The sequence below is a fragment of the Bacillus thuringiensis genome, assembly GCF_001595725.1.
Classification (GTDB): Bacteria; Bacillota; Bacilli; order Bacillales; family Bacillaceae_G; genus Bacillus_A; species Bacillus_A thuringiensis_K.
The window spans coordinates 1,701,483-1,719,578 of record NZ_CP014282.1; the positions used below are offsets into that span (position 1 = coordinate 1,701,483).

The following is an 18,096-nucleotide window of genomic DNA, read 5'->3' on the forward strand; positions in this document are numbered from 1 at the left end:
TGATATATAATGGTGCAGAAGGTAAAGGAGAGAGTGAAAATTGAAGAGATCTTAATGGCACATAATTGCATGAAAGATATCATTATTAAAACACCGTTACAACGTGATACAGTTTTATCTGAGAAATATGATTGTGACGTTTATGTAAAACGAGAAGACTTACAATTGATTCGCTCTTTCAAAATTCGTGGTGCGTACAATTTAATTCAAAGTTTATCGGAAGAACAATTACAAAACGGCGTTGTTTGTGCAAGTGCTGGTAATCATGCACAAGGAGTTGCTTATACGTGCAATTTATTGAAGATTCCGTCAAAGATATTTATGCCGACAACGACACCTAAACAAAAAGTATCGCAAGTACAGTTTTTTGGTGGCGATTTTGCGGAAATTGTATTAGTTGGTGATACATTTGATAGTTCGTTCCAAGAAGCACAGCGCTATTGTGAAGAAAATAGGATGACGTTCGTTCATCCATTTGATGATCCGTATGTAGTTGCTGGTCAAGGAACAGTGGCAGTTGAAATTATGCATGATATGGAGAAACCAGTGGATTATATCTTTACAGCAATTGGTGGTGGTGGATTAGCATCAGGTGTTGGTACATATGTAAAAGGTGTTAGTCCTGCTACAAAAGTCATTGGTGTAGAGCCGATGGGAGCTGCCTCTATGAAAGAGGCCTTTCTTCAAAATGAAAATGTCGCATTAGAGAAAATAGATAGTTTTGTTGATGGGGCAGCTGTTAAAAAGGTCGGAAAGTTAACATTTGAAACTTGTAAAGATGTAATTGATGACATTGTTTTAGTACCAGAGGGAAAAGTTTGTACGACGATTTTAGAACTGTATAAGAAAAATGCAATTGTAGCTGAACCGGCTGGTGCCCTATCTATTGCAGCGCTTGATTTATATAGAGATGAAATAAAAGGTAAAACAGTTGTATGTACGCTAAGTGGTGGAAATAACGATATTGATAGAATGCAAGAAATAAAAGAACGTTCGCTCATTTACGAAGGATTAAAACATTACTTCATCATTGAATTCCCGCAGCGTTCAGGTGCGCTAAGAGAATTTCTTGATAAAGGATTAGGACCAGAAGATGATATTACGCGCTTTGAATACATTAAGAAACATAATAAAGAAAATGGTCCAGCGTTAGTCGGCGTAGAGTTGAAACATAAAGAGGATTATGAGCAATTAATTACTCGTTTTAAAGAAAATAACATTCAATTTATGGAGCTTAATAAAAACCCTGTTTTGTTTGATTTACTTATTTAATAGAAGGAAAGAGTTAGCATCCAAATAAAAAAAGATAGATACAAGCAAGGGAAATGCTGCTTGTTCTATCTTTTTTATAGTTAAACTAATTATTTTCCATATTCAAGAAGGATAAAGCTAGTTAACCAAAAGAGTATCGCAATACGAATGATTACATACATAGTAAATTCAAAGGTAGTAAGTTTTCGCTCGCGTTTTATTTTTTTTAGAAGTCTAACAGAGAAAAATGAACATAAAAGTAGAACGGCTATAGATATTTTATAAATGTTTTCTAACAAACTTACATTTTCTAATAAGTTTTTCAGCATGTTCATCACCTATTCTGTAAAGTATGTTACAGAAAAATAGATCTTGCGTTGTCTAGTTTCGTTTGTTTTTTATGTTCCCTGTATCATCAATTTCTACATCAGTTGAAATCGTTTGTAAATATTGTAGAGCTTTTTTCTTTTCTTCCTTATTTACAGGGGAGATTTGGTTGTTGCGAATGATGTAAGGATTGAATGACATTTGAACATCCTTTCCTTTAAAAGTTAAAGTTAATACGCCAGTTTCGGCGCTTTTTCCATTCACATAACTTGGGAATAAAAAGTTACCTAATGAGTAAGCGATAGGAACTTTGTTATAATACTCAAACCCTTGTAACCAATGTGGGTGACTCCCGACAATCGCGTCGGCTCCTGCGTCAACCATTTTAGGTACATATTGTTTTTGGTATTCTACCGGACGGTTTGATTTTTCAACGCCCCAATGCATATAGACGATTAAATAGTCTGCATCTTGTTTTTGTTCTTTAATTGTTTTTGTTACAAGATTTAAATCATAGCCATTCGCAACGCCAGGTTTATTCTCACCAGCTACCCAATTAGAATCAGGCATAAATCGAACGAAGGAAAGAAATTTAAACTTTTTCCCTTTTACGGTCATTTCTCGTGCTGTATATGCATCTTTCGCATTTTTTCCGGCTCCAATGTAAGGGAGCTTTAATTTTTCTACGTGAGAAATCGTATCTAATAATCCATCTTGCCCATAATCAAGTGTGTGGTTATTCCCAATATTTACGATGTCATATCCAGTGTTTTTAATGGCTTGTAGTGTAGATGGATCACTTTTAATCCAAAACAGTTGCCCAGGTGCTTTCTTTTCTTTCGCTGTAAATGCCGACTCTAAATTCACAAAAGAAATATCAGCTTTTTTTATTTCTTCTTTTACATGTTGGAATGGGTAATCAGCCCCATTCTTTTCGATTATAGGACGTAATTGCCAATCAAACATTGTATCACCAGAGAAGGTGAGTGTGATTTCTTGGTCTTCTATTTTCTTTTCGCTTTTTGAAGCGGTTTTACTAGATTTGTTTTGTAAATCGGGTTTGTCTTTTGCTTTTGAAATAAAAGAGTAATTGATTAATAAAACAATCGGTGTAATGAAAAAGGCTATTAACAAAAATCGTTTTAGTAAAGTTTTCATATATCCCTTCCCTTTTAATATTATCCCGCAATTAAATTAAAACTGAATCTATATAAAGGTAATTAAAGTTACAAAAAAAATAGCGGGTTATGTAGTGGAAAACATTTGTTAATATTCTCAATATTAAGTTAACATATAGGTAACCTGTAAATCAATGTATAAACCAAAATATAGAAATAAAGAATTCGAAGGGTGAAGAATGAGAAATGGTTATATTAGGAGCAGTTGTAAATGGAATTTGTATTATATTTGGTACTTTACTTGGTAAATTATTTAGTAGGATCCCAGAAAGTATGAAAGGGACGATAATGCACGCAATTGGTTTAGCGGTTACTGTGCTTGGGCTTCAAATGGCATTAAAAAGTGAAAACTTTCTTGTTGTCATACTGAGTTTAGTAATTGGTACGGTAATTGGAGAATGGTTACAATTAGAAGAAAAGTTAAAACATTTAGGGTATTGGCTAGAAAATAAAGTTGGATTGAAGGGAAAAGGCAGCATATCAGAAGGTTTTGTAACAGCTACTTTAATTTTTGCAATTGGTGCGATGGGGATACTTGGTGCACTTGACAGTGGGATTCGCGGAAATCATGATATTTTATTTACAAAGGCGATTATCGATGGATTTATTTCTATTATATTAACGACAACTCTAGGCATTGGCGTAGTATTTTCGGCGATTCCAGTTGTTTTATATGAAGGTGGTATTGCAGTTTTTGCAACACAAATTAATAGTTTTGTCCCGGAAGAATTAATGAACCAATTTATAGTGGAGATGACGGCTGCGGGCGGCATTATGATATCTGCTATCGGATTAAACTTACTCGGATTTATTAAAATTAAAGTGGCAAATTTACTTCCAGGTATATTGGTAGTGGGTGTAATTGTTTCAATTATTTATGGTTACAGTTTAATAGTAAAGTAGTAGGGGATGGAAATACATATGGAGGAATTTCAATTTACAAAACGTGTGCATAAAATATTGGAGATTGCAGCAGAAGAGAGTGAGTATAACATAATTCACCCGGTCCACCTGTTTATAGGTATGTGTAAAGAAGGTACAGGAGTTTGCGCTGAGTTATATATGTATTTGTTTCATAAAGTCGGTCGAGATTTTTCAGAAAAACTTTCGTTACGAAAACGATTCGATTTACATAATCAAGAGTATAAAAAAATAGGGCAATATAAGCTATCTTATAAGGCGATAGAAATTTTACAAATAGCGAAGAAACGTATGGAACGCTTTCAGCAAGTAGTAATCAATGAAGGACATATTATGTATGCATTATTTCGTGTAGATACAGATATTGGCGAATTTATACATACACAAATGCAAGAAGATATATTACGTATTACAGCTGCACCAAGAGACTTAGCGGTTGATTTAAATAGTTTTAAACCTACTTATAACACATTATTTTGTCATGTAAGAAGAGCTAGACCTTCTGATTTTGATAAGTTATCACGATTTGTGGCGGATGAATTTGGTGAACGGTGGTTACAGTCGGTTGATTACGGATTTCGGACATATAATGAAAAGTTACCTATCTATATTGCACAGCAGGGGGAAGTGATAATTGGTTTCGCCTGTTACGATGTAGTGAGAGGAAAGAAAGGATTATTTGGTCCAATGGGCGTAGCGAAACAAAATCGTGTGACAGGTGTAGGAAAAGAATTATTGCATCATTGTTTATATAATATGAAACAAAATGGATATGAATATGCGATTATTGGACAAGCGGGTCCCATTGAGTTTTACGAGAGAAATTGTAATGCTCGTTTAATACCGATAGATAATAAGTAACCAACTTCATCTAGGGAAGTTGGTTTTATTATGAAAATGATGTAGAGATGTAGTGATTTTTACTAGAAAATAGCGGGTTTTGTAGTAAATCTTACGAGTAAAGCAGATTACTAAACTTTTTACAAGAAAGGGTGTAGAATGGGTATCTAAAGAAAGAAGGTGTGAAAATGGCCAGCTGGAAACGAAATTTAATGATTTGTTGGCTAGGTTGTTTTACCACTGCAGCCGGTATGAGTTTAGTAATTCCTTTCTTATCTTTTTATATTGAGGAATTAGGAGTAACTGGCACTTCAAGTATTGCACAGTGGTCGGGACTTGCATTTGGTGTAACATTTTTAATGGGTGCGATCGTATCGCCAATATGGGGAAAGCTTGGTGATATACATGGACGGAAATTGATGCTTATTCGTGCTAGCCTCGGTATGGCGGTTATTATGACGCTTATGGGGTTTGTAACGGATGTGTATCAACTAGTCGCACTACGATTTTTAATGGGAGCAGTATCTGGTTTCCTTTCAACAGCGATGACATTTATTGCAGCAGAAACTCCGAAAGAACATTCAGGTTGGGCGATTTCCACAATTTCAACTGGTGGTGTGAGCGGTTCGTTACTTGGCCCGTTACTTGGAGGTTATTTGTCTGAATTAATTGGAATGCGTCATGTCTTTCTTGTTACAGGAGCTTTTTTATTCCTTTCCTTTCTCATCGTTTTTTTCTTCCTGCATGAAGAAAATCACTCTGCTCAAGCAAAAAAAACACAGCCGAAAAAAGTATGGACGATGGTCCCAGCGAAGCATTTAATTATTAGTTTGTTTGTTACAACATTTATTATTCAACTTGCTAATATGTCAGTTCAACCAATTGTTACATTGTACGTGAAAAATTTAGTAGGTCCTCATACTGCACATATTGAGACAATTGCGGGAGCAGTTATGTCAGCAACAGGATTAGCAGTTATTTTAGCAGCACCAAGACTAGGTAGATTATCAGATCATATCGGTCCTCAAAAAACGTTAGTTGTAGCGTTGTTTGCTGCAGGAATTATTTTTATCCCGCAAGCATTTGTAACCTCAGCTTGGCAACTATTAATTCTTCGATTTTTATTAGGTATCGCACAAGCAGGATTATTACCTTCCGTACAAACTCTACTAAAACAACATACACCAACCCATGTTACGGGACGAATATTTGGATATAATCAATCATTTCAGTTTTTAGGAAATATGATTGGTCCAGTGCTCGGGGGACAAATTGCAGCGCATGCAGGTTTTCAATATGTTTTCCTCTCTACATCATCACTATTATTTATTGCATGTATCTGGGTTTATTTTCATAATAAGAACGAAGAGGTATCAGAGAAACGACATTTGGAAGTTAGTTAACTAAGTGAATGAAAAAAGGATGAAGCAATGATTGCTTCATCCTTTTCTTTAAAATTTAAGACATAGATAGCTTAATGTACCAAGCTCATAACTACGGTGAATGACTTCACCGCTGTTCTCGCCACTTCCCATTGCAATAAACAAAGGAACAAAATGCTCTGCTCTTGGTACTGCTAATTGTGCATGAGGAGCATTTTTCTCCCAATTAAACAATGCATCTTTATCGTTATTCTGCATATGTTTAATAATCCAATCATCAAATTCAATTGCCCATTTTTCAGGTGTAGTTTGATTCCATTTCAGTACTCGTAAATTATGAACGGTAACGCCACTACCGATTACTAAAATATCTTCTTGTCCAAGTCCTTTAAATGCTTCTCCAATTTCAAATTGTTCTTTTGCAGAAAGGAATGGATTTACTGATATTTGCACGACAGGAATATTTGCTTCTGGATACATGCGGTGCAGAAGTGTCCATGAACCATGATCTAAACCTCTCGTCATATTATGATGGACTGGAATACCTTTGTTCTTAAATTTTGTTTCTAACATAGATGCAATGCTAGAAGAGCCTTTCGCACGATATTTGATTTCGTATAACTCAGGGGGGAAACCTCCAAAATCATAAATTGTTTCATACTCGTTATCTGATGAGGAAATCGTTAATACTTCACTTTCCCAGTGAGCAGTGAAAATAACAATTGCTTTCGGTTTATATGTTTCTCCAAGTGTTTTTAAAAATCGTGTATAGTCTGTATCTTGAATAGCGAGCATAGGCGAACCATGTGCTAAAAATAGTGATGGCATCATAATAGAAACCTCCCAAAAATATAATAATTACTTTATGTAAGTAACTATATGATTTTACGGATGGTTCGTCAACATATTAATTTAAGAGCTAATTAGAAAAGTGAGTCATTTGTCATAATGAAGGCAATTGCATATAATACATAGTAAGAATAATGAATGGATATTCATTTTTAAAGATACATAATAGAGTTGGGAGCTGACGAAATGAACGTACAGGAAAGTTTCGTTACGGCATTGGATGGATCGGAAATTTATTTGCGTAAGTGGTTACCAGAAGGTGAACCGAAAGGGATTATTCAAATTGCACATGGTATGACAGAACATGCAGGTGTTTATACAGACTTTATTGATGCTTTATTAGAAGCAGGCTATGGTGTTTATGCACATGATCATAAAGGTCATGGGAAAACGGTGAAAAGAGAAGAAGATTATGGTCATTTTGAACCAAATATAGGGTGGAATCAAGTTGTATCGGATGTTATCTTTGTTTCAGAAAGGATAAAAGAAGAGCAGTCAAGTCCTTTGTTTTTACTAGGACATAGTATGGGTTCTTTTTTATCAAGACGAGCTGTGCAACTTAGAGGCGAATTATATGATGGATTTCTTATTTCAGGAACAGGTGGAAATCCAGGGCTTTTAGGAGCTATTGGTCATAAAGTAGCAACAATCGAAATGAAATTGCGTGGGGCAAAAACGAAAAGTCCAATGTTAAACTTTTTATCTTTCGGAAACTTCAATTCGAACTTTAAGCCAAATCGTACAAAATTCGATTGGTTATCTTCAGATAATAATCAAGTTGATAAATATATTGCGGATCCGTTATGTGGTTTCATTTGTACGACGAGTTTTTACCGAGAATTATTTTCTGGTGTATTAGAAGTAAATAAACTAGAAGAATACAAGAAGACGCCAAAGAATCTTCCAATACATATATTCTCTGGTGATCGTGATCCTGTTGGCGATATGGGGAAAGGTGTAAAAGAAGTATATGAAAACTATAAAAAATGTGGTGTGAAAGACGTGACATTACGTTTATATGAAAATGGTAGACATGAAATGTTTCATGAAGTAAATAAGGATGAAGTATTTAAAGATTTAATTTCGTGGTTAAATGCGCATAATAAATGAGAAAGATAAGCCCAAACTGTTTACAGCTTGGGCTTATCTATTTTACAGAAATACGGGCAATAAATTCTTAAATTCACTTTACTTAATAAAAAATAAATCTTATTCTATAGTCGTTAAAAAATAAAGAAATATTGTATGAGAGGAAACCTCAATTTTCTGAAGTGAGGTTTTTTGTAGTAACGAAGTAATAGTGAATAAAACTAATTTTAAAAATAACTTAAAATCAAACTATTTATAAAGAAACAGATGCCTGTTCATAATAGTAGTATAATAGTGAATGAGGTGTTAATAGAATGGAAGATAGAACATTAGGTTTATTACTAGATGTTGTTGGGGAATTATTTTCAGATGAAATTTCAATTGCTGTTTCGAATACGAAAGAATATATTTACTATCGGCCAAGTAAACGAATTGATTTAAAGATTAGTGTCGGGGATCCCATAAAGGAAGGAACGATTGCTTATAAAGCGATGGTGATGAATCAAAAAACCTCTGAGTTTATGAATCGGGATGTTTTTGGTATTCCTTATCATGGAATGGCTGTACCATTTTCCAACAATGGAAAGCTTGAAGGGTGCGTAACGGCAATTTATCCAGCTTTAACGGATGGAAAGTCAGTCGTTACTTTAAAAACAACAGACGGCTGGATTCCGGTTCCTTTTTCAAAGGTTATGTATTTAGAGGCTAAAGATAAAAAGACGTATGTGAATTCAGAAGAGTTATCAGGAACACATAAATACTCTCTGCAAGAATTCGAATACTTGCTTCCTAAAGATTCATTTATTAGATGTCACCGCTCATTTATTGTAAATGTTAATCATATTAAAGCGATTTATCCTGATACCCATTCTACTTTTGTACTTTCGATGGATAATGGTGAGAGAGTACCAGTTAGTCAATCATACGCTAGTTATTTCCGTAAGCTTCTAGGATTCTAAATTTTTCTGCTTTAGAACCTAGATTTGCTGTTCTGTCTGAATTTTCGGCATTGTATACTAAAATCCCTATTTTGATAGTGTTAATGTGTAAAATAATTATGAATATTCAATGAGAGAGGGATTACATATGGAGAATAATTTAGATAGAATCAGAGATCAACGTCTAAAAGAACGGGTAGTTACACCTGAAGAAGCAGCTTCTTGGATTCAAAGTGGAATGACTTTAGGCTTAAGTGGGTTTACACGTGCAGGTGATGTAAAAGCAGTCCCATTTGCGCTTGTAAACCGAGTTAAGAATGATGAATCTTTTAAAGTAAATGTTTATACTGGGGCTTCTTTAGGCTCGGATGTAGACAAATTATTTGCTGAGGCAGGAATTTTAGGGAAAAGATTACCTTTCCAAGCTGACGCGACGATGCGAAAAGGAATTAATAACGGAGACTTTTTATTTGTGGATCAACACTTGTCTCATACAGCAGAGTTACTCCGCGCTGACGTTCTGGATATAGATTTCGCTATTTTGGAAGCGGTTGCGATTACAGAGGACGGAATGATTATTCCAACCACTTCAATTGGAAATTCCTTAGCGTTTTCCTTAAATGCTAAGTCTATTATTATTGAAATGAATATGGCTCAATCCGCGCAATTAGAGGGGCTACATGATCTATATGAACCAGGTAAACAAGGGGAGAGGCTTCCAATTCCGCTTGTGAAAACAGATGACCGAATTGGAACAATCGGTATTCCAATTGATCCTGAAAAAGTAAAGGGAATTGTGTTTACGAATCAATTGGATTCGCCATCGACAATTGTTCCTCCGGATGAAGAAACGGTTATTATGGCACAGCATTTAATAGAATTCCTTCGAGAAGAAGTCAAAGTAGGCCGATTAACAAATCGTTTAGCGCCGTTACAATCAGGAATTGGTTCAGTTGCTAACGCCGTATTGCACGGAGTGTTAGATTCAGAATTTGAAGATTTAGAAGTATATTCCGAGGTTTTACAAGATGCAGTTTTTGATCTTATGGATGCTGGAAAAGTCAATTTTGCTTCTTGTTGTTCTATCACGCTTTCTGAAGAGAAAATGCAACAAGTATTTTCTAACTTTGAAAAATATCGTGACAAATTAATGATGCGTCCACAAGAGATTTCCAATCATCCTGAAATCATTCGTCGCCTTGGATTAATCTCAATTAATACGGCTTTAGAATTAGATATATACGGAAATGTTAACTCTACTCACGTTTTAGGTACAAAAATGATGAATGGTATTGGTGGTTCTGGTGATTTTGCGAGAAATGCACGCCTAGCTATCTTTGTTACGAAATCGATTGCAAAAGGTGGTAACATTTCAAGTATCGTTCCTTTCGTTTCGCATGTAGACCATACTGAACATGATGTAGATGTTATTGTCACTGAACAGGGGTATGCCGACTTAAGGGGACTTGCGCCAAGAGAAAGAGTGGAACTTATTATTGAGAATTGCGCACATCCAATGTATCGTGATCAACTACGTGCTTATTACGAAGAAGCAAAAACAAGAGGTGGACAAACTCCTCATATTTTAGAAAAAGCTTTTTCTTGGCATACGAATTATGCTAAAAATGGAACAATGCTTGAAGCGGTAGTAGAAACTGTATAGAAATATAAGAATGATTCTTAGAATAATATGCTATAAAGATTGAAAGAAAAGAACGCCAATTTTCAGGAATGGCGTTTTTTTCTTTTAAAAAATTATTATCTATTATGAAGAATTATAAAAGTAATCTCTTATTTACGGAAATAAGAGGTTTTTTAAATTAATTTTCGAATCATTTTATAGTGTATATATCGAAGGTGAGGAGAAAGAATCATGAAGATAAGAAAAGCGTTATTAAGTGAAGCAAATGAATTGAGTGAACTCGCACTACACTCAAAAGCAACGTGGAATTATAGTGAAGAATTCATACTTGCTTGTAAGGAAGATTTAACAATTACAGAAGAGTACATAAAAAATAACTTTGTATATGTTTTAGAAAACGATAATACGAAGATTGGTTTTTTCTCATTTTTACGTAATGATAAAGCTCTCGATTTCCTGTACATTCATCCCCGATACAAAGGGAAAGGCTACGGGAAAATACTTTGGGAGTATGTAATAGAAAAAGCAAATGAACTAGGTTTAAAAAGTTTTACGATTGATAGTGATCCGAATGCAAAAGGATATTACCTGAAAATGGGAGCACAGTTAATCGGAGAAACACCATCAACTGTTTTTAAGAATCGTTTACTGCCCCTTTTGAAATATGATGTGTAAAACAATTAATAGTAGGAGAAGCTGAGAATGGATCATGTAAAGAGAAAGCAAATATATGAAGCACTAATAAGATCGTGGTCGATTGAAACAAGCTCAAAGTGGACAATTGAAAATCCAGCAAAGGGACAATGTGGTGTTACAGCTCTAGTCGTTCAAGACATATACGGAGGGAAAATTAAAAAGACAAAAATAGGGAGCGTGTGGCATTTTTATAACTTTATAGATGGGCAGAGGTTTGATTTTACAGAGGTTCAATTCAATGAAAACCTGAATTATTTGGATGTGGAATCAAATCGGGAAGAAGCATTTGCAGATACAAATGAAAAGCAATATAGCATTTTGAAGGGAAAAATAACAAAAGAATTAAAATTATCTTTTGACTCTTAATCTTTAATAAGTTACTATAATGGTGGTAACTTATTAAAGGGAACTTCATAGAGTTGAAAGGGGAAATACTTTTGAAAACAACTTATGTAAACGCTACAATTGTAACGATGAATGAACAAAACGAAGTGATAGAAAATGGATATATCATTGTAGAAAATGATCAAATTATAGATGTAAAGAGCGGAGAATTCGCTAATGATTTTGAAGTAGATGAAGTAATTGACATGAAAGGAAAATGGGTTTTACCAGGGCTTGTAAATACACATACACACGTTGTAATGAGTCTCCTAAGAGGTATTGGAGATGATATGCTATTACAACCATGGCTTGAGACGAGAATTTGGCCACTGGAAAGTCAATTTACTCCCCAAATTGCGGTCGCTAGTACGGAACTAGGATTACTTGAAATGGTGAAAAGTGGTACAACATCATTCTCTGACATGTTTAATCCAATTGGAGTAGATCAAGATGCAATTATGGAAACGGTATCAAGGAGCGGGATGCGAGCTGCTGTTTCAAGGACTTTATTTAGCTTCGGAACGAAAGACGATGAAAAGAAAGCGATTGAAGAAGCTGAGAAATATGTGAAGCGTTACTATAACGAAAGTGGCATGTTAACTACGATGGTTGCACCACATAGTCCATATACATGTAGTACAGAATTGTTAGAAGAGTGCGCACGGATTGCAGTAGAGAATCAAACGATGGTTCATATCCACCTTTCTGAAACAGACCGTGAAGTACGTGATATTGAAGCGCAATACGGAAAACGTCCAGTAGAATATGCAGCGAGCTGCGGATTGTTTAAACGCCCAACAGTTATTGCACACGGTGTAGTATTAAATGATGATGAGCGTGCATTTTTAGCAGAACATGACGTTCGAGTAGCTCATAATCCGAATAGTAATTTAAAACTAGGTTCTGGTATAGCGAATGTAAAAGCGATGCTAGAAGCAGGAATAAAAGTAGGAATTGCAACAGATAGTGTTGCATCTAACAATAATTTAGACATGTTTGAAGAAATGCGCATAGCGACTTTACTACAAAAAGGTATTCACCAAGATGCAATAGCGTTACCAGTTGAAACAGCTCTTACACTTGCGACTAAAGGAGCTGCTGAAGTAATCGGCATGAAACAAACAGGATTACTTGAGGTTGGAAAGTGTGCCGATTTTATTACGATTGACCCATCTAATAAGCCGCATTTACAACCAGCAGATGAAGTGTTATCGCATCTTGTATATGCTGCCAGTGGAAAAGATATTAGCGATGTCATTATTAATGGAAACCGTGTCGTTTGGAATGGCGAATGTAAAACGTTAGATGAAGAGCGTATTATATTTGAAGCAAGTCGTTATAAACGAGGTTTGCAAAGATAGATAATTATGTGGCAGTTGAAAAAAGCTATCCTTTAAAAGGATAGCTTTTTTCTTGAACGAATAAATATTCAAAAGAATGTCGCATCTTTCTGTTATTATTTCTGCTATAATATATTACGCTTTATAATATTTTATATTTAAGGAGAACAACTCATGAAGCGAAAAAAGAGCCATTTAATGGTAATGGCACTTGTTACATCTTTATTATTAACAGCTTGTAATAATAAAGCAAATAAAAGTGATACAGAGGTTAAAAAACAAGTGTTAAATGTAACAGTATCAGAAGAAATTCCTTCTCTGGACACTGCTAAAACGATGGATGGTACATCAGCACACGTTATGCAGAATATATTTGAAGGGTTATATGTATTAAATGATCAAGATCAGCCTACTCCAGCCATAGCAAAATCGTTTAAAAGGAGTGAAGATGGTAAGAAATATACATTTGACTTGCGTAAAGATGCAAAATGGTCAAATGGAGACAGTGTAACAGCAAACGATTTTATGTTTGCGTGGAAACGTGCAATTAACCCTGAAACAGCATCTCAATATGCGTCTATGCTCTTTTATGTGAAAAATGCGAAAGAGATTAATAAGGGAGCAATATCTCTAGATGAACTTGGAGTTACGGTTATAAATGATTATAAGTTAGAAGTTGAACTCGAACAGCCAGTTCCGTATTTTTTACAGTTGTTAGCACTACCTATATACTTACCACAGCATGAATCATTTTTGAAAGAACAAGGAAACAATTATGCATTGGAACCTAGTAATCTCATATATAACGGTCCATTTGTATTAGAGAAATGGAAGCATGAACAAGAGTTTCAATTAAAGAAGAATGCTACATATTGGGATCGAAAGAAAGTGAAATTAGACGAAATAAACTTTCATATCGTAAAGGATACAATGACAGCTGTAAATTTATATGAAGCCGGAGATTTGGATCGAGTACCTATTAATTCGCAAGTTGTAGACAAGTATAAAGGGAATAAGGAATTACATATGTCGAGTGATCCTGGAATTGCTATGCTTCGTTTTAATGAAAAAAATACCGCGTTAGCAAATAAAAAGGTGCGTCAATCTATTTCATTAGCGTTAAATAAAGATGATTTCGTTGCTCACTTTATTAATAACGGAGCAAAACCTGCAAGTGGACTTGTACCAGTTGGTCATGTAAATGAAGTGACTGGTAAAGATTTTAGAAAAGAAAACGGCGATATTTCCTCATATGATTTGCAAAATGCTAAAAAGCTTTGGGAAGAAGCGAAAAAAGAACTTGGAGTAGAGCAAGTAAACCTCGAGTTTTTAACGTTTGAACAAGATAATGCAAAACGGATGGCAGAATATATAAAAGGTGATTTAGAAAAGAATTTGCAAGGACTCGCGATACAAATTAAACAACAGCCATTTAAGCAAAAATTACAGTTAGAACAAACAGGTGATTACGATATAACTATGGCAAATTGGGGACCTGACTATAAAGACCCAATTAGTTACTTAGAGATATTTACGACGGGTAATCTAAATAACAAAATGAATTACTCTAATTCTCATTACGATGAATTAATGAAGAAAGCGAAAACTGATTTTGTACTAGAACCAGAGAAACGATGGGGAGCATTGCTAGAAGCTGAGCAGGTATTATTAGAAGATTCAGCTGTAGCTCCACTCTATCATATTGGCTCAGCATATGTACAAAAGGATTATGTAAAAGGAATTGAGAAGCACCAATTTGGTGGTATTTATACTTATAAGAATGCTTATATTGCTAATGAATAAATACAAAAAACCTTACTTTTTAAAAGTAAGGTTTTTTACACATGAATTCTATTAAACCGATTTTAATAAAGAATAAAAATTCGTGTCATAGGGGATATCATCTTGATACATATAATTTTTTAGAACTCCTTCTTTTTCAAATCCTAATTTTAACAGCACCTTGTTTGAAGCTTCATTTTCAAGAAATACAATTGCTCCGATCCGTTTTAAATGAAGTGTGTGGAAACCGTACGATATAACTTCAGAAACAGCTTCCGTCGCATATCCTTTTCCCCAGTGTTCAGGGAGGAAGGCATAGCTTATATTGGCTCGTTTATGCTCAGAAGACCAATCGTGAAATCCGATTGTTCCGATGAGTTCTTTCTTGCCTTTTAATTCAATTCCCCACTTTATACCGCTTCTTGCATTGTAACTCAGCTTAAAGTTATGAATAATTTGTCTCACTTGATCAAGATCCTGTAATGGTTTTTGGCCATAATAACGCAGTACGTCAGTATTAGAAAAGCATTGTAGTATACTCGGTGCATCTTCTTCTTTAAGTTCTCGTAAAATGAGTCGGTCGGTTTTCAATATAGGAAACATGCTTTCACTCCATTTCTTCTGAAACTAGAATGTGTTTTTATTATATAATCTAGTCTGAAAATAAAGATTATTCAAGTGAGAAGTACGGTTTTAATTTATGATAAAATTGATTGTGGAATATATTTCAAAAAGAGGTTTGTATATGGAGAAAAATCCAATTTTAATTGTAGATGATGATCAAGATATTGTTCGATTTGTGAACGTAAATTTAATGCAAGAAGGTTTTAAAGTTTTTAGTGCTCATAATGGAGAAGAGGCTTTAGAAATAATAAATAATAACAGAATTCAACTTGCTATTTTGGATATTATGATGCCACAAATGGATGGAATAGAATTGTGTAGAAGGATTAGAGAGAAACATAGTTTACCAATTATGTTTTTAAGCGCAAAATCATCGGACGTAGATAAGGTAATAGGATTTAGTACTGGAGCAGATGATTATATTGTGAAGCCGTTCAGTACAATTGAATTTATAGCGAGAGTGAAAGCTCAATTAAGAAGGTATACATATTTCAATCAAAATGCTGCCCAAGAAATAGAAAAGAAAATAAACATTAGAGGTTTAGAAATAGATGAAGTGTCTAGAACTGTAATGTTATATGGAGAAACAATCAATCTTACGAGAACTGAATATGATATTTTGTACTTAATGGCCGCTGTAAAGAATCGTGTATTTACTATTGAAGAAATATATGAGAGCGTTTGGAAAGAAAGGGCCTATGAAAGTAATAATACAGTAATGGTTCATATTGCAAGATTAAGAAATAAAATTGAAGAGAATCCAAAAGAACCGAAGTTTATACAAAATGTTTGGGGAGTCGGATATAAAATTGAAGATTAGATCTTTACAGGGTATTAGGGCGAAATTTTTTTTAGCTTTCATATGTAGTATCTTGTTAGCGACTGTAAGTATAATAGTGCTTCAAATTTTAGTTGGAAATATATATAGTCATGTTAATGCGTTAGAAGAAAAATATTCATTTTTATACTTTATAGTTTTTTTGATTTTTACTACGACATACTTTGCATGTATGACAAAAACAATGATGAAAAGATTGTCTGAAATTAATAAGAACGTGAAGGAAATAAGTAATGGTAATTTTGAAGTACATATACCTATTTCAAAAAATGACGAGATTGGTGAATTAGCGACGAATGTAAATAGAATGGTCAAAAGTTTAAAAGAGTCTATCGAGAATGAAAAAAAATCACAGGAAATGAAAAATGAAATGATTAGTAATATTTCTCATGATTTACGAACGCCAGTAACATCTTTAATCGGTTATGCGGACCTGTTAGGAAATAAACTCCATTCGAATGGAGAAGAATGTGAACAGTATGTAAGTATATTAAAGCGAAAAAGTTATGAATTAAAACATCAAGTAGATGATTTATTAGAATACTGTCAAATAAATTATAGAGAGATTGAATTACATAAAGATGAAGTAGATATGAAAGCATTAATTGAACAAATCATGATTGGCTTTGTACCACAATTAGATGATGCTAATATGAGCTTTTATATTAAAAGTGATGAAGTGCTGTATGTAGAAGTTGATGTGGCACTTATAGTGAGACTATTTGAAAATATAATAGGTAATAGTATTATGTATGGAAAAGATGGAAAGGAAATTGCAATTGGAATTTCCAATAAAACAATGAATGTTGAAGTAGAAATTAAAAATTTTGGACAATGTATTCCGGAAGAGGACCTTCCTTACGTTTTTGAGAAATTTTATCGTAGTGAAAAATCACGTAGTTCTTATACTGGTGGGAAAGGAATGGGGCTTGCAATTTCAAAAAGTATAGCCGAGCTCCATCAAGGGGATCTAACTGTACGTAGTAACGATAAAGAAACAGTTTTCACTGTGAAATTACCGCAGTATAAAAAAGTAAGAAAGTCGTAAGTATTTCTTTTATATGTCGTAATTTTTACTTTGTATCATTGAGAAAAAGGATATGAGAGTAGGGATGCGACATGTGGAAGAAATTTTTATTAGTGATTATAGTTTCTTTTTTAATTATAAGTTGGATCTTAGTTTATGTAGCTAAAGGCGTTATATCAGTCATTTTTTGGTGGAGTATACAAGCCTTTAGCATAGTATCACTCTTTATTTTGATAGGATCAGTTTTACTATTTGTGTGGAAAGGGATTTTCAGAAAGCGAATAGATAGAGCGCTACTCTTCATCGTTCTTTTCTCTATAATTGGAGCTTGGCCTTTAGGGTGGTTTGCTAACATAGGAGGACTTGCTTATCCAGCAGATGTACATTCTATGAATCCTAAAGCAGTAGTTCGCTTTCCTTTGAATGAACGAGCATTAGTGGGATGGGGTGGTGATCGATTAGAAACGAACTATCATGTTATAAAACCAAATGAACGCTGGGCATATGATGTTCTTATTCCACCTGCTGAAGTGAAAAGTAGTAAGTTAGAGGATTATGGAATATATGGAGCGGAAGTAATGGCACCAGCTTCTGGAACAGTTGTATCTATCAATAATGATGAAAAAGATGTAGTTCCAGGAGAGGATGATTTTCAGTCAATGGCGGGTAATCATATTTATTTACGACTAGATGAATCAGGGACATTTATGGTTCTGGCCCATTTAAAGAAAGGATCAATTAAAGTGAGGGAAGGACAACATGTAAATGAAGGAGAGGTTCTTGCTCAAGTCGGTAACTCAGGAAGTTCAAGTGAGCCGCATTTACATATTCATCATCAAAGGCAAGATCCGTCCAAGGTAAGTATGTTTTTTGTGGAAGGATTGCCACTTTACTTTCGAACTGAAAATGGTATCATGATGCCGGAAAGAGGGACATACATAAGTGGTAACTAGAAGAAAATCATTTCATCCAAAAAGGGTATTCCAAA

The 18,096-nt window shown here is 34.4% G+C and carries 18 protein-coding genes; 14 read left to right on the forward strand and 4 right to left on the reverse strand.

Features of this window, described 5'->3' with window-relative positions; all coding sequences use genetic code 11:
* Nucleotides 1-9 precede the first annotated feature (9 nt).
* Complete coding sequence (gene ilvA / locus AXW78_RS08665; protein ID WP_000250358.1) at nt 10-1,272, forward strand: threonine ammonia-lyase IlvA; 1,263 nt, start codon at nt 10-12, stop codon at nt 1,270-1,272.
* 89 nt (nt 1,273-1,361) lie between these two features.
* Here the strand turns inward: ilvA and AXW78_RS08670 are convergent, their stop codons facing one another.
* Nucleotides 1,362-1,580: a hypothetical protein gene (locus AXW78_RS08670; protein ID WP_000916801.1), complete on the reverse strand. Its 219-nt coding sequence runs from the start codon at nt 1,578-1,580 to the stop codon at nt 1,362-1,364.
* Between the two features lie 52 nt (nt 1,581-1,632).
* A complete protein-coding gene (locus tag AXW78_RS08675) occupies nt 1,633-2,736 on the reverse strand; it encodes a CapA family protein (protein ID WP_061883997.1) in 1,104 nt (367 codons plus the stop codon).
* Between the two features lie 206 nt (nt 2,737-2,942).
* Between AXW78_RS08675 and AXW78_RS08680 the strand changes: the two genes are divergently transcribed.
* From AXW78_RS08680 to AXW78_RS08690, 3 genes are all read left to right on the forward strand, one after another.
* Entirely contained in the window at nt 2,943-3,659 is a 717-nt protein-coding gene (locus AXW78_RS08680) for a DUF554 domain-containing protein (RefSeq protein WP_000236038.1), read from the forward strand.
* Between the two features lie 18 nt (nt 3,660-3,677).
* Entirely contained in the window at nt 3,678-4,538 is an 861-nt protein-coding gene (locus AXW78_RS08685; protein ID WP_000390848.1) for a GNAT family N-acetyltransferase, read from the forward strand.
* Between the two features lie 167 nt (nt 4,539-4,705).
* Nucleotides 4,706-5,920, forward strand: a complete 1,215-nt coding sequence (locus tag AXW78_RS08690) for a multidrug efflux MFS transporter (protein ID WP_000179321.1) — start codon at nt 4,706-4,708, stop codon at nt 5,918-5,920.
* 48 nt (nt 5,921-5,968) lie between these two features.
* On the opposite strand, the gene AXW78_RS08695 is transcribed toward AXW78_RS08690, so the two are convergent.
* Nucleotides 5,969-6,730, reverse strand: a complete 762-nt coding sequence (locus AXW78_RS08695; RefSeq protein ID WP_061883998.1) for a DODA-type extradiol aromatic ring-opening family dioxygenase — start codon at nt 6,728-6,730, stop codon at nt 5,969-5,971.
* Between the two features lie 204 nt (nt 6,731-6,934).
* Between AXW78_RS08695 and AXW78_RS08700 the strand changes: the two genes are divergently transcribed.
* From AXW78_RS08700 to AXW78_RS08730, 7 genes are all read left to right on the forward strand, one after another.
* On the forward strand, nt 6,935-7,858 hold the full coding sequence (locus AXW78_RS08700) for an alpha/beta fold hydrolase (RefSeq protein ID WP_061883999.1): 924 nt from the start codon (nt 6,935-6,937) through the stop codon (nt 7,856-7,858).
* A 293-nt stretch (nt 7,859-8,151) separates the two neighbouring features.
* Nucleotides 8,152-8,796 (forward strand): LytTR family DNA-binding domain-containing protein, encoded by a 645-nt coding sequence (locus tag AXW78_RS08705; protein ID WP_000390213.1) that lies wholly within the window; start codon nt 8,152-8,154, stop codon nt 8,794-8,796.
* Between the two features lie 127 nt (nt 8,797-8,923).
* On the forward strand, nt 8,924-10,438 hold the full coding sequence (locus AXW78_RS08710; protein ID WP_000429827.1) for a succinyl-CoA:acetate CoA-transferase ScpC: 1,515 nt from the start codon (nt 8,924-8,926) through the stop codon (nt 10,436-10,438).
* A 210-nt stretch (nt 10,439-10,648) separates the two neighbouring features.
* Complete coding sequence (locus AXW78_RS08715) at nt 10,649-11,092, forward strand: GNAT family N-acetyltransferase (protein ID WP_000702233.1); 444 nt, start codon at nt 10,649-10,651, stop codon at nt 11,090-11,092.
* A 27-nt stretch (nt 11,093-11,119) separates the two neighbouring features.
* A complete protein-coding gene (locus tag AXW78_RS08720; RefSeq protein ID WP_000350133.1) occupies nt 11,120-11,479 on the forward strand; it encodes a YunG family protein in 360 nt (119 codons plus the stop codon).
* A 53-nt stretch (nt 11,480-11,532) separates the two neighbouring features.
* A complete protein-coding gene (locus tag AXW78_RS08725) occupies nt 11,533-12,858 on the forward strand; it encodes a bifunctional S-methyl-5'-thioadenosine deaminase/S-adenosylhomocysteine deaminase (RefSeq protein WP_129542598.1) in 1,326 nt (441 codons plus the stop codon).
* A 153-nt stretch (nt 12,859-13,011) separates the two neighbouring features.
* Nucleotides 13,012-14,640 (forward strand): peptide ABC transporter substrate-binding protein, encoded by a 1,629-nt coding sequence (locus AXW78_RS08730; RefSeq protein ID WP_000823518.1) that lies wholly within the window; start codon nt 13,012-13,014, stop codon nt 14,638-14,640.
* Nucleotides 14,641-14,691: 51 nt separating this feature from the next.
* Here the strand turns inward: AXW78_RS08730 and AXW78_RS08735 are convergent, their stop codons facing one another.
* Nucleotides 14,692-15,222, reverse strand: coding sequence for a GNAT family N-acetyltransferase (locus AXW78_RS08735; protein WP_000483962.1), 531 nt, complete (start codon nt 15,220-15,222; stop codon nt 14,692-14,694).
* 142 nt (nt 15,223-15,364) lie between these two features.
* Between AXW78_RS08735 and AXW78_RS08740 the strand changes: the two genes are divergently transcribed.
* The 3 genes from AXW78_RS08740 to AXW78_RS08750 all read left to right on the forward strand — a co-directional run bounded on the left by AXW78_RS08740 (nt 15,365) and on the right by AXW78_RS08750 (nt 18,061).
* Nucleotides 15,365-16,063: a response regulator transcription factor gene (locus AXW78_RS08740; RefSeq protein WP_000414476.1), complete on the forward strand. Its 699-nt coding sequence runs from the start codon at nt 15,365-15,367 to the stop codon at nt 16,061-16,063.
* Nucleotides 16,029-17,129, forward strand: a complete 1,101-nt coding sequence (locus AXW78_RS08745) for a HAMP domain-containing sensor histidine kinase (RefSeq protein ID WP_116777434.1) — start codon at nt 16,029-16,031, stop codon at nt 17,127-17,129. Before AXW78_RS08740 ends, AXW78_RS08745 begins: the two co-directional genes overlap by 35 nt.
* Nucleotides 17,130-17,200: 71 nt before the next feature.
* Nucleotides 17,201-18,061 (forward strand): M23 family metallopeptidase, encoded by an 861-nt coding sequence (locus AXW78_RS08750; protein WP_061884001.1) that lies wholly within the window; start codon nt 17,201-17,203, stop codon nt 18,059-18,061.
* Nucleotides 18,062-18,096: the final 35 nt, after the last annotated feature.